Origin of the sequence: Streptomyces sp. FXJ1.172, from assembly GCF_001636945.3 — a bacterium.
Classification (GTDB): Bacteria; Actinomycetota; Actinomycetes; order Streptomycetales; family Streptomycetaceae; genus Streptomyces.
The window spans coordinates 8292580-8305331 of sequence record NZ_CP119133.2 but is presented as its reverse complement, the minus strand read 5'-3'; the positions used below and the strand labels follow the sequence as shown (position 1 = coordinate 8305331).

General features: G+C 72.2%; 10 protein-coding genes. 7 read left to right on the top strand and 3 right to left on the bottom strand.

Translation table 11 applies throughout. From position 1 onward, the window contains the following. Positions 1 to 17: 17 nt before the first annotated feature. Positions 18 to 1238, top strand: a complete 1221-nt coding sequence (locus tag A6P39_RS37505; RefSeq protein ID WP_067042202.1) for a DUF4032 domain-containing protein — start codon at positions 18 to 20, stop codon at positions 1236 to 1238. A 2-nt stretch (positions 1239 to 1240) separates the two neighbouring features. On the opposite strand, the gene A6P39_RS37500 is transcribed toward A6P39_RS37505, so the two are convergent. Beyond that, entirely contained in the window at positions 1241 to 2107 is an 867-nt protein-coding gene (locus A6P39_RS37500; protein WP_067042204.1) for a universal stress protein, read from the bottom strand. 245 nt (positions 2108 to 2352) lie between these two features. Between A6P39_RS37500 and A6P39_RS37495 the strand changes: the two genes are divergently transcribed. From A6P39_RS37495 to A6P39_RS37485, 3 genes are read left to right on the top strand one after another with little or no spacing between them, the layout of a single operon-like run. After that, positions 2353 to 4029: an FAD-dependent oxidoreductase gene (locus A6P39_RS37495; protein ID WP_067042207.1), complete on the top strand. Its 1677-nt coding sequence runs from the start codon at positions 2353 to 2355 to the stop codon at positions 4027 to 4029. A gap of 16 nt (positions 4030 to 4045) precedes the next feature. After that, positions 4046 to 5506: an ATP-binding protein gene (locus tag A6P39_RS37490; protein WP_067042210.1), complete on the top strand. Its 1461-nt coding sequence runs from the start codon at positions 4046 to 4048 to the stop codon at positions 5504 to 5506. Beyond that, positions 5503 to 5862 carry a UBP-type zinc finger domain-containing protein gene (locus A6P39_RS37485; protein ID WP_067042213.1) on the top strand — a complete coding sequence of 120 codons (360 nt, stop codon included), beginning with the start codon at positions 5503 to 5505 and terminating at the stop codon, positions 5860 to 5862. Before A6P39_RS37490 ends, A6P39_RS37485 begins: the two co-directional genes overlap by 4 nt. Positions 5863 to 5898: 36 nt before the next feature. On the opposite strand, the gene A6P39_RS37480 is transcribed toward A6P39_RS37485, so the two are convergent. Further along, positions 5899 to 7119, bottom strand: a complete 1221-nt coding sequence (locus tag A6P39_RS37480; protein ID WP_067042216.1) for an SGNH/GDSL hydrolase family protein — start codon at positions 7117 to 7119, stop codon at positions 5899 to 5901. A gap of 226 nt (positions 7120 to 7345) precedes the next feature. Continuing rightward, positions 7346 to 9130, bottom strand: coding sequence for a M4 family metallopeptidase (locus A6P39_RS37475; protein WP_067042219.1), 1785 nt, complete (start codon positions 9128 to 9130; stop codon positions 7346 to 7348). A 335-nt stretch (positions 9131 to 9465) separates the two neighbouring features. On the opposite strand from A6P39_RS37475, the gene A6P39_RS37470 reads away from it, so the two are divergent. The 3 genes from A6P39_RS37470 to A6P39_RS37460 are packed head-to-tail and all read left to right on the top strand — an operon-like array spanning position 9466 to position 12711. Then, positions 9466 to 10629 carry a serine hydrolase domain-containing protein gene (locus A6P39_RS37470; RefSeq protein ID WP_067042222.1) on the top strand — a complete coding sequence of 388 codons (1164 nt, stop codon included), beginning with the start codon at positions 9466 to 9468 and terminating at the stop codon, positions 10627 to 10629. A 16-nt stretch (positions 10630 to 10645) separates the two neighbouring features. Continuing rightward, positions 10646 to 11977, top strand: coding sequence for a CAP domain-containing protein (locus tag A6P39_RS37465; protein WP_234378793.1), 1332 nt, complete (start codon positions 10646 to 10648; stop codon positions 11975 to 11977). Between the two features lie 56 nt (positions 11978 to 12033). Next, positions 12034 to 12711, top strand: coding sequence for an AIM24 family protein (locus A6P39_RS37460; RefSeq protein WP_067042225.1), 678 nt, complete (start codon positions 12034 to 12036; stop codon positions 12709 to 12711). Positions 12712 to 12752: the final 41 nt, after the last annotated feature.

Sequence of the window (12752 nt, the reverse complement as noted above, 5' to 3'; positions counted from 1 at the left end):
CCCTTAGGGTTCGTGCCATGGCCCTGCAGATCAACGCCACGAACCCGGAGCACCCCGCGCTCCTGCTCGCCCTGCCCTGGGACGTGCCTGTGGAGGAGTGGCCCGAGGAGTACCTGGTGCCGCTGCCGAGGGGCATCTCCCGGCACGTCGTGCGGTACGCGCACGCCGGCGACGAGGTGATCGCCGTCAAGGAGCTGGCCGAGCGGCCCGCGCTGCGCGAGTACGAGCTGCTGCGCGACCTCGACCGGCTCGGCATCCCGGCCGTCGACCCCCTCGCGGTGGTCACCGGCCGCACCGGCCGCGCGGGCGGACCGCTGGAGCCGGTCCTGGTCACCCGGCATCTGCGCGGGTCGATGCCGTACCGCTCGATGTTCGAGACGACCATGCGCCCGGCGACCATGCACCGGCTGATGGACGCCCTCGCCGTGCTGCTGGTCCGCCTCCACCTGGCCGGCTTCGCCTGGGGCGACTGCTCGCTGTCCAACACCCTCTTCCGGCGCGACGCGGGCGCCTACGCCGCCTACCTGGTCGACGCCGAGACGGGCGACCTGCACCCGCGGCTGAGTCCCGGGCAGCGGGCGTACGACCTCGATCTGGCCCGGGTGAACATCAGCGGCGAGCTGCTGGACCTGGAGGCGTCCGGCGCGCTGCACCCGTCGGTCGATCCCGTGGCGTTCGGCCACGAGATCTGCACCCGCTACCAGGGGCTGTGGCAGGAGCTGACGCGCACCTCGGTGTACCCGGCGGGCAAGTACCACTACATCGAGCGCCGCATCCGCCGCCTGAACGAGCTGGGTTTCGACGTGGCCGAGATGCAGATCGAGCACTCCTCGGGCGGCGACACGGTCACCTTCGTGCCGAAGGTCGTCGACGCCGGCCACCACCAGCGCCAGCTGCTGCGGCTGACCGGCCTGGACACCGAGGAGAACCAGGCACGACGGCTGCTCGGCGACCTGGAGAGCTGGATGGCCACGCAGGACGACTACGCGCCCGGCGATCCCCTCGCCGCCCGCCCCGAGGTCCTCGCCCACCGCTGGGTGCGGGACGTCTTCCGGCCCGCCGTGCGGGCCGTCCCGCCCGAGCTGCGCGGCCCGATGGACCCGGCCGAGATCTACCACGAACTCCTCGAACACCGCTGGTACCTGTCCGAGCGCGCACAGCACGACATCGGCCTCGACACGGCCGTCAAGGACTACACCGAGAACGTGCTGCCCAAGGCACGGTCCGCCCCGCAATAGCCTCAGTCGTGCGGGACCACGGCGACCGGGCACCCGGCGTGGTGCAGCACCCCGTGCGCGACCGAGCCGATCCGGGCGCCCACGGCCGTACGGTGCGCCCGGCGCCCGACGACCAGCAGCTGGGCCCGGCCGGCCGCCTCCAGCAGCACCTGGCCCGCGCTGCCCAGCTCCACCTGCTCGGCCACCGGCACGTCCGGGAACCGCTCCCGCCAGGGCCGCAAGGCGTCGGCCAGCGCCTGTTTCTCGTACGGCTCGAGGCCGCCCGCGTCGTCCAGCAGCTTGAGCGAACCGGGGCTGTAGGCGAAGACCGGCGGCAGCGTCCACGCCCGGACGGCCCTGACGGTCGCGCCACGCGCTGCCGCCGTCTCGAACGCGAACCGCAGCGCGGCGGCGCTGTCCTCGCCGTCGCCCTGCTGGCCGACCACGACGTCCCGCCCGGCGGCCTCGGCGGCCGGCCTGTCCCCGGCCCGCACGAGCACGACCGGCCGGCCCGACTCGGCGATCGCCTGCAGGCCGACCGAGCCGAGCAGGAACCCGACGACCGGGCCGTGCCCGCGCGAGCCCAGCACCAGCATCTCGGCCTCCGCCGCGGCCCGGACCAGCGCGTGCGCGGGTTCGCCCTCGACGACGTCGACGGCCGGGGCGAGCTGCGGATGCCGCTCGGCGACGGCCCGCACGGCCTCCCGCACGCCCTGCGACACCCACCCCCGCTGGGCGCTGCGGTCGGCCGTGGCGAGCTGCTCGGCATAGCGCCAGGCGTGCACCACACGCAGCGGCAGCCCCCGGCGTACGGCCTCCCGGGCGGCCCAGTCCAGCGCGGCCAGGCTCTCCTCGGAACCGTCCACCCCTGCCGTGATCGGGCGTGTCATGCGTGGTCTCCTCGTCGTCGCCGCGTGGTGCGTGATGCGCGTGCACCACCGGGAACGATCATCTCCCGGACGCGCCGGGAACGCCGACCGGCACCGCGGCAGGCTCGGGGAACGGCAGCCCGGCTGATCACCGGCCCCTCGGTATCCCGGGGCGAATCGGCGCCGTCGAACATACGATGGCTGAGAACCGGTGCGGCGCTCCCCTGGACGCCGTGCCGCGGGAACCGACTCGGGGTGGGAGACGTATGACACAGGCCGCCGAGGCAGCGCGGACCGTCATCCTGACCGTGGACGACGACCCGGGGGTCTCCCGTGCCGTCGCCCGCGATCTGCGGCGGCGCTACGGCGAGTCGTACCGGATCGTGCGGGCGGAATCCGGCCGGTCCGCGCTCGAGGCGCTGCGCGAGCTGAAGCTGCGCGGCGACCTGGTGGCGGTGATCCTGGCCGACTACCGGATGCCGCAGATGAACGGCATCGAGTTCCTCGAGCAGGCGCTGGATGTGTATCCCGGGGCACGGCGGGTGCTGCTGACCGCGTACGCGGACACCAACGCGGCGATCGACGCGATCAACGTGGTCGACCTCGATCACTATCTGCTCAAGCCGTGGGACCCGCCGGAGGAGAAGCTCTACCCGGTCCTGGACGATCTGCTGCAGGCCTGGCGCACCAGCGACCACCGGGCCGTGCCCAGCACCAAGGTGGTCGGTCACCGCTGGTCGGCGCGGTCCTCGGACGTGCGCGAGTTCCTGGCCCGCAACCAGGTGCCGTACCGCTGGTACTCGGTGGACGAGCCGGAGGGACAGCGGCTGCTGGCCGCCGCCGGGCAGGACGGACAGCGGCTGCCGCTGGTGATCACCCCGGACGGCGGCACCCTGGTGGAACCGGAGGCGCCCGAACTGGCGGCGAAGGTGGGTCTGGCGACGAGGCCCACGGCCGACTTCTACGACCTCGTCGTGATCGGCGGCGGGCCCGCCGGGCTCGGCGCGGCCGTGTACGGGGCCTCCGAGGGGCTCAGGACCGTGCTGGTGGAGCGGTCGGCGACCGGCGGGCAGGCCGGGCAGAGTTCCCGGATCGAGAACTACCTGGGCTTCCCCGACGGGGTCTCGGGCGCCCAGCTCACCGACCGGGCGCGGCGGCAGGCGGCCAAGTTCGGCGCCGAGATGCTGACCGCGCGGGAGGTGACCGGGCTGGAGGTCAACGGCGCCGCCCGGATCGTACGGTTCGCGGACGGTTCGGCGATCGCCGCGCACAGCGTGATCCTCGCGACCGGGGTGCAGTACCGGCAGCTGGAGGCTTCCGGCTGCACCGACCTGACCGGCTGCGGGGTGTTCTACGGCTCGGCGCTGACGGAGGCGGCGGCCTGCCAGGGGCAGGACATCTTCATCGTCGGCGGCGCCAACTCGGCGGGCCAGGCGGCGATGTACCTGTCCCGGGTCGCGAAGTCGGTGACGCTGCTGGTGCGCGGCCCGGACCTGTCGGCCTCGATGTCGTACTACCTGATCCAGCAGATCGACGAGGCGCCGAACATCTCGGTGCGCCCGCACACGGTCGTGGACGCGGCGCACGGCGCGGACCGCCTGGAGCAGCTGACGCTGCGGCACACGGTGACCGGCGAGAGCGAACGGGTGGACGCGCACTGGATGTTCGTGTTCATCGGTGCCGCCCCGCTGACGGACTGGCTGGGCGACGCGGTGCTGCGCGACGAGCGCGGGTTCATCCTGGCCGGACCCGACCTGACCCCCGACGGCCGCCCGCCGGCCGGCTGGGAGCTGGACCGGGCGCCGTACCACCTGGAGACCAGCGTGCCCGGTGTGTTCGTGGCGGGTGACGCGCGCGCCGAGTCCGCCAAGCGGGTCGCATCCGCCGTCGGCGAGGGGGCCATGGCCGTGATGCTCGTCCACCGGTATCTGGAACAGTCATGAACGGTCTGGAGCAGACATGAGCGGTCGGATCATGCCGTGCAGTCCGAAGGAGATCGGCTCGCTGTTCCTCTTCGAGAAGCTCAGCGCCGAGCAGTTGGGGCGGCTGTGCAGCGAGGGGCGGGTGGAGCTGTTCGACCCCGGCCCGGTGTACACCGAGGGGGACACGGCCACCTGTTTCTTCGTGATGATCGAGGGCACGGTGGTGCTGTCGCGCCGGGTCGGCGGCGACGACGTGGAGGTCACCCGCACCTCGCAGAGCGGGGTGTACGCGGGCGCGATGCAGGCGTACCTCGGCGACCGGGTGCGGCAGGTGTACAACAACTCGATGCGGGTGACGGAGCCGACCCGGTTCTTCGTGCTGCCGGCGGACATCTTCGCGGAGGTCATGACCGACTGGTTCCCGATGGCCGTGCACCTGCTGGAGGGCCTGTTCTTCGGGGCGAAGAACACCCAGGCGATGATCGGGCAGCGTGAGCGGCTGCTGGCGCTGGGCTCGCTGTCGGCGGGGCTCACGCACGAGCTGAACAACCCCGCGGCGGCGGCCGTACGGGCCACGGCCACGCTGCGCGAACGGGTCGCCAAGATGCGGCGCAAGCTCGCCCTGATCGCCGAAGGCCCGTTCTCCCGCGAGGCGTTGGCGGGCCTGATGGAGCTCCAGGAGCGGACGGCCGAGCGGGTCGCGAAGGCCCCGGTGCTCAGCCCGCTGGAGGCCGCGGACCGGGAGGACCTGCTCACCGACTGGCTGGACGACCACGGCATCGACTACGGCTGGCAGGTGGCGCCGACGTTCGTGCAGGCCGGGCTCGACGTCGACTGGCTGGAGCAGGTCGCGGCGGCCGTGGACCAGGAGATCCTGCCCGGGGCGGTCGGCTGGCTCAACTACACCATCGAGACCGAGCTGTTGATGAACGAGATCGAGGACTCCACCACCCGTATCTCGCATCTCGTCGACGCGGCCAAGCAGTACTCGCAGCTGGACCGGGCGCCCTACCGGGTGGTCGACGTGCACGAACTCCTCGACAGCACACTGCTGATGCTCTCCGCCAAGATCGGTGCGGGCATCGAGGTCGTCAAGGAGTACGACCGTACGCTCCCGCCGGTGCCCGCCTACCCGGCGGAGCTGAACCAGGTGTGGACCAACCTGATCGACAACGCGGTCTCCGCCGTCAACAGCGCGGGCGGCACCGGCACGCTGACCGTACGGACGGCGCTCGACCACGAGCGGCTGCTGGTGGAGTTCCGCGACACCGGGCCGGGTGTACCGCAGGAGATCAAGGACCGCATCTTCGACCCGTTCTTCACCACGAAACCGGTCGGCGAGGGCACCGGGCTGGGCCTGGACATCTCCTGGCGGATCGTCGTCAACAAGCATCACGGCACCCTGCGCGTGCAGTCGGTGCCCGGCGACACCCGCTTCCAGGTGCTGCTGCCCCTGACCGCGGAAACTCCCGGCGAGGAAACGGAGGAGAGCCGATGAGCAGGACCGACGGCACCGAGGCGATCGATCCGGGCGTCCCGCCCAGCGGCACCGGGTGCGTGGAGTGCGAGGAGGGCGGCGGCTGGTGGTTCCATCTGCGCCGGTGCGCGCAGTGCGGCCACATCGGCTGCTGCGACGACTCCCCCGCCAAGCACGCCACCGCCCACTACCACGCCACGGGGCACCCGGTGATCCGGAGTTTCGAGCCGGGCGAGGAGTGGTTCTGGAACTACGCCACCGAGGAGTTGTACACCTCGGGCCCCGACCTGGCCCCGCCGGCCGGCCATCCCGAGGACCAGCCCGTGCCGGGCCCGGCGGGACGGGTGCCGGCGAACTGGGCGCAGACGCTGCGCTGAACCGGCCGGGTCGCAGCGGCCCGGCCGGAACCCCGCTCAGCGTGCGCAGTCCAGCCGGTGCAGGTCGACGGCGTCGGCCAGGGCCCGCATGCCCTTGTCGTTGGGGTGCAGGTGGTCGCCGCCGTCGAAGAGGGGCCGGATCCGCTCGGGGTCGCGGGGGTTGCGCAGGGTGCGGTCGAAGTCGGTGACGGCGTCGACGTCGTGGGTGGTACGCAGGTACCGGTTGACCTGCTGGCGTACGGACTCGGCGGCCGGGTCCCATTCGGGCCAGCCCTCGAACGGGCTGAGGGTGGCGGCGACGACACACTTGCCGGCCGCGTGCGCCCGCCGGGCGATCTCCCGGTATCCGGCGATCAGTTCGGCCGGGGTGACTTTGGTGTGCGCCTTGAGGTCGTTCACGCCCTCGAAGAGGAAGACGGTGCGCACGCCGGGCAGCGACAGCACGTCCCGGTCCAGCCGGTGCAGGGCGCTCTGCCCGGCGCCGTCCGCGAGGACCTTGTTGCCGGAGATGCCCTCGTCGGCGACCCCCTTGATGTCGGTGCGGGCCGTGCGCAGGCGCCGGGCCAGGTAGTCGGGCCAGCGGCGGTTGAGGTCGCTGGTGGAGTGCCGGCCGTCGGTGATCGAGTCGCCGAGAGCGGCCACGGCCGCGGTGGCCGCGCTCGGCGGCCGTACGGACACGGCGTCCAGGTACCACCAGGAGCCCGTCGTCCGCGTCCAGTTGGCACCGCTCTCCTCGGCGGTGTGGTCGCCGTGCCCGGTGTACGACGTCTGCAGCGCCATCCCGTGGCCGGTCGCCGGGCCGGCCGCGTCCGGGGTGTGCAGGCTGACGACGAGGTCCGTGCCGGGCCGCAGCGTGCCGGGCAGCGGATCGCTCCAGGCGACGGCTCCGGCCCGTACGGTGACCGTGCGGGCGCCGCCGAAGGTCAGCCGCCGGTTGCTGCCCGGGCGCAGCGCGGCGCCCCGGTCGCGCACACCCGCCCAGACGCTGTCCAGGGTCAGCGGGCGGTCGCCGAAGGCATCGGTCACACGGACGCGCAGTGCGGTGCCGCCGACGCTGGTGTGCACGATCAGCCGGTAGCCCTCGCCCGGCGTGCCCTGGCCCAGGCGGTCGGCGCTCGCCGCCCAGGTGACGACCCCGAAGGCGCGGGCGGCGGACGCGGGCGGCGGGCCGGCCGCGCGAGCGGACGCGGACTGGCAGCCGACGGCCGTCAGCAGGGCGGCGGTGACGCGGCAGCCGCGTCCGAACCAGCCGTTCACCGGGCGATTTCCCGGAGCGTGACGGACTCGCCGGGCCGCAGGAGGACGGTCCGGGACGTGCCTGCGTATCCCACGCAGGTCATGGTCCCGCCGATGCGCCGGATGCGCACGTCGATGGTCGGCCGTTCCTGCGGGGGGGCCGGCCACCGTCCCGCCGCCGGCCGCGGACGTGCGGATGCCCCGCGCGGGGCGGGGCATCCAGGGGTCCGGCGCTGCGGCGGCCGCGTCAGTGACGGGCGGCCGGGGTGTTGGCGGCGGTGACGTTGACCGCGGCCCACGCCGCGTCCACCGTCTTGTACTCGGTGCTGTTCGCGCCGTACAGGTCCTTGGCCGCCTTCAGCGTCGCGATGCGCGCGTCGTGGAAGTCGGTCGTGGAGACCATGTAGCGGGTGAGCGCACGGTAGAAGATGGCGGTCGCCTTGGACCGGCCGATGCCCTTGACCGTGGAGTGGTTGTAGGTCGGCGAGTCGTAGGCGACACCGTTGATGGTCTTCTTGCCGCTGCCCTCGGCGAGGAGGTAGTAGGCGTGCGAGGAGACACCGGAACCGGCGTGCACCTCGGTGTAGTAGGTGTCCGGCGACCAGTAGTCGATCGTGCCCTCGAGCTTGTCGAGCGAGGGGTGGTCCAGGCGGCGCAGGAACTTCTGCGCGAGGCCCAGCTTCTCGCCGATCAGGTAGTCCGGCGTGTCGTTCTTGTTGTTGGCGAAGAACTCGACGTTGGAGCCGAAGATGTCCGCGAGGGACTCGTTCAGCGCGCCCGGCTCGCCGTACTGGTTGCCGTTGGCGTCGACGTAGGTCGGCTGCAGCTTGGCGGTGGCGTCGACCACGCCGTGGGTCAGTTCGTGACCGGTGACGTCGAGGACGACGAGCGGCTTCTTGAAGGTCTTGCCGTCGCCGTCGCCGTACAGCATGCAGTTGCAGGTGGGGTCCCAGAACGCGTTGGCGACCTTGTTGCCCCAGTGGACCAGGCCGTGGGCGGCCTTGCCGTTGTCGGCTATGCCCTTGCGGCCGAAGGTCTTCTTGTAGAAGTCCAGGGTCTCGGTGATGCCGTACTGGGCGTCGGCGGCGGCGCTGGCCCGGTTGGCGGTCGTGCCGTTGCCCCACACGTTGGTGGTGCTGGTGAACTTCGTGCCCTGCCCGAAGTTCTCCGTCGTCCTGCCCTTGGCGTCGCGCACCTCGGTGCCGTACCGGCTCGGGTCGGTGAGCTGGTAGTGACCGCGCGAGGTCTGCGTGGTGGTGAGGCCCACGTTGCCGACGAAGAGGGTCTTGCCGGTGCCCTTCGCGGCCGACGGGTACGCCGCGGCGCCAACGGTGCCGGAGCCGAGCAGGCCGGCCTCGGGAGCGGCAGAGACGGCGCCGGTGGCCGGGTCGATCGTCTCGCCGTGCTTGCGCAGGTCCTCGAGCAGCTTCGGCGACAGGAACTCGTCGCTGTCGGGGGTGTTGCTGCGCACCTTGCCGGTGACGGCGTCGACGACGACGGTGCTGGTGCTCTCCTGGTCGGTGACCGTCACCTGGTAGGCGAGGGCGGAGGAGCCGCCGCGCGCGTCCACGACGAGCTGGGCGGTGCCCGCCTCGCCCTTGGCGGCCTGGGCGGCCTTCGCGGCGGCCTGGTCCGCGGTCAGCTCGGCCTTGCCGGTGGCCGGCTGGACGGCGTGGTCGGCGGCACGGGTCACGCCCGTGTAGGCGAGCCCCCGGTCGAGGTGGACGATGAGGTCACCGCCGAGCACCGCAAGACCGTTGTGCGTTCGGACGAAACGGACGTGCCGGGCGCCCTCGGGGTCGGCCATCACGTCCTGGGCGTGCAGTTCGTCGCCCTTGGAGACGCCGGTCGCCGAGGCGTGGGCGAAGGCCGCGGCGCGTGCCGCGTCCACCACCGCCGAGGCGTTCGTAGCGGCGGACACGGCGGACCGCTCCCCCGTGGAGGGACCCGCGAAGGCCGTACCGGCCAGGCCCGTGGCAGCGGTCGTCACGGCGATGGCGACGGCCACGCTGCGTATGTGCGGTCTACGCACTGATCAGGGTTCCTTCGTTCGAAGGCGGCCGGGATCACCAACCGCCCTGCGGCATGGCGCGGTTGGGCGCCATGGGGGGCTGGTCGGGCCCCGGAGGGTAACCCTTACGGATCAGTCATGTGCACGTAAAGATGGAATGATCGATTTCGCTATCTTCTATGGCAATCTTTTACGAATGTGCGCCACAGAGTGATCACCATCTGACCAACTGTGTGTCGGCTGTGGAGACGACGGCTCAATCCCCTAGGTTCCAGGCCCGGAATGTGACCGACGTCGCATCCCACGTCGTTTCAGTTCTCGTAAGTGTTCTCGTCATCACTGAAAGCAGGTGCCGGATGGTCTCAGCAACAGTGGGGCGGGGCGCGGTCCTCGGTGCGGTCGCGCTCTCGCTCCTCGCGGTCCCGGCCCGGGCGGCGACCGCGGGGCCGGGCGCCGCACCGGCGCCCGCGGCCCCGGACACCACGGCCGTGGCCGCGGCGCTGCGCCGGGCGGTGGACGACGGCGCGCCGGGCGCCCTGGCCCGGATCGAGGACCACGGGAGAACGTACAAGGTGACGTACGGTCTGGCCGACCGGAACACCCGGCGCGCCATCACCGCCGACGACCGGTTCCGCATCGGCAGCGTCACCAAGACCTTCTCGGCCGTCGTCCTGCTCCAGCTCGCCGACGAACACCGGCTGTCGCTCGACGCCCCGGTCAACCGCTATCTGCCGAAGCTGCTGCCGGACGACCGGATCACCGTCCGCGAGGTGCTGAGCCACCGCAGCGGGCTGTACGACTACACCGACGAGATGTTCGCCCACAGCGTGTCCGGCTTCGAGGCGGTACGGAACAAGGTCTTCACCTACCGCCAGTTGGTCGCCCTCTCGCTGAAGAAGCCCCGCACCAACGCGCCCGGCGCCGCGTACTCGTACTCCAACACCAACTTCGTCATCGCCGGAATGCTCATCGAGAAGCTCACGGGACACTCCGTGCGGACGGCGTACGAGGACCGGATCTTCAAGCCGCTGAAGCTGCGCGACACCTTCTACGTCCACCCGAGGACCACGATCCCGGGCCGGTACGCCCACGGATACCTCACCCCCGACGAGCCCGGTTCCCCGCTGCTCGACGCCACCGACCAGACGGTGTCGTGGGCGCAGAGCGCGGGCGCGATCATCTCCAGCGCGCGGGATCTCGACACGTTCTACTCCGCTCTGCTGCGCGGCAGGCTGCTGTCCGCCGCGCGGCTGGCCGAGATGGAGAAGGCCGGCCGGGTCGACAGCACGACGGCGTACGGGCTCGGGCTGCGGCGGCGCGAGCTGTCGTGCGGCGTCCGTGTGTACGGGCACACCGGGGTCGTGCAGGGGTACTACACGTACGCCTTCGCCACGAAGGACGGTTCACGCTCTCTCGCGGCTGTCGCCAACACCTCCAACAACGAGAAGGTGCAGGAGGCGATGGGCGCGGTACTGGACTCCGCGTTCTGCGGGCAGGCCGGGAAGAAGTCTGCGCGGTAGGGGAACCTCCGCCGGGGTGCTGGGCGTTGTCCGCGGTGTGACGCGCGAACTCGTCCCCGGGGGCAACGCACCGCTGCCCGAGGGGCCGCTGCGGCTGCGGGTGGCCGGACCCTTCGACGTGTCCGCGCTCGTCACCGGGGCCGACGGGAGGGTCGGGTGCGACGCCGACTTCGTGTTCTACAACCAGCCCCGGGCGGCGGGGGTACGGCTGCTCGGTGACACCCTGGCCGTGGAGCCGGGGCGGCTGCGCGGCGGCGCCTGCCGCGTCACCGTCGTCGTCAGCGCGGCCGAGTCCGGTACGCCCCTCGGGCGGCTGCCCGCTCCCCGGCTGGAGGTGACGGATCCCCACGGGTCCGTCGTGGCCCGGTTCGTGCCGCCCCGCCTGGGACCGGAGAGCGTGCTGCTGGTCGCCGAGTTGTACCTGCGGCCGGGTGCCGGCTGGAAACTGCGGGCGATCGGGCAGGGGTACGCGGACGGCCTGGCCGGACTTGCCCGGGACTTCGGGGTGGACGTCACCGACGACGGCGGGCAGAGCGGGGCGGCCGCAGCGGCGGGGCCGTCGCCCGAGCCCCCGTCCCCCACCGACGACGGCTTCCTGCGGCTGGTCAACTCGGCCCGCGCGCAGACCGGTTCGCCGCGCGTCACCCTCGATGCGCGGCTCCTGTCCGCAGCCCGCTCGCACGCCCGGGCCATGGCGGACGCCGGCCGGCTCGGCGGTGAGGGGCGGGACGGGGTGTCGGTCCACCAGCGGATCACCGGCGCCGGCTACCCGTACATCACCGTCGGGGAGCATCTGGTCTCCGGTCCGCGCACCGCCGCGGATTTCGTGGAGTACTGCCTGGGGGCGGAACGGTCCCGGGCGATTCTGCTCGATCCGGGCTTCGCGCACGCCGCCCTGGCCCACGCCGACGCGGGTGACCGGTACTGGACCGCGCTGTGGGCCGCACCGCTGACCCCGGACGCGCTGTCCCGTACGGCCGCCGAGGCCGTGGCGCTCACCAACGGCGAGCGGCGCCGGGCCGGTCTGCCGCCGCTCGCCGTCGATCCGCTGCTCACGGCCGCGGCGCAGGCGCACTGCGCGGACATGGTGGCCCGCGACTTCTACGACCACACCTGCCCCGACGGCTCCCGGCCCTGGGACCGGGCGGCCGCCGCGGGCTCCCGCAGGCGCACGATCGGCGAGAACATCGCCTGCGGTCAGCGCTCCCCCGCCGAGGTCGTGACGGGCTGGATGAACAGCCCCGGGCACCGGGCCAACATCCTCAAGCGGGAGTTCGGCCACATAGGCGTCGGCTTCGCCGGTGGCGGCCGGGCGGGCACCTACTGGTGCCAGCTGTTCGGTGGCTGACCGGCCACGTTCCGTGATCTTGGCAGAACGGCATCTTCCGGGACACGATGCCCGCCATGAAGGGTGACCTCTTTTCCAGTGAGCATGTGGTGCAGCCGGCCGTGGAGCCGGGCATGTCGGTCGAGAACGCCAAGTGCATCCGCTACGTGGTGGACGGCGAGATGTACGCCCGCCAGGGCGCGATGGTCGCCTACCGGGGCGACCTGAAGTTCGAGCGCAAGGGGCAGGGCGTCGGCGGCATGCTGAAGCGTGCGGTCACCGGTGAGGGACTGCCCCTCATGGCGGTGCGCGGACAGGGCGAGGTCTGGTTCGCGCACGAGGCCGGGAACTGCTTCATCGTCGAGGTCGAAGCGGGCGACCGGTTCACCGTCAACGGGCGCAACGTGCTGTGCTTCGATCCCTCGCTGTCGTACGAGATCAAGACGGTGAAGGGGTCGGGCATCGCCGGCGGCGGGCTGTTCAACAGCGTGTTCGGCGGGCAGGGCCGGCTCGGTCTGGTCTGCGAGGGCAATCCGCTGGTCATCCCGGTCTCCGCGCAGTCCCCGGTGTACGTCGACACGGACGCGGTGGTCGGCTGGACCGCACACCTGGAGACCTCGCTGCACCGCTCACAGTCCATCGGCTCGATGCTGCGCGGCGGTTCGGGCGAGGCCGTGCAACTGCTGCTCCAGGGCGACGGCTTCGTCGTGGTGCGGCCGAGCGAGGCGACCGGGCAGCAGGCACAGCAGCACTGACCCCGCACAAGGTGATCTGCGCCGCACGGGCAACCCCCGGC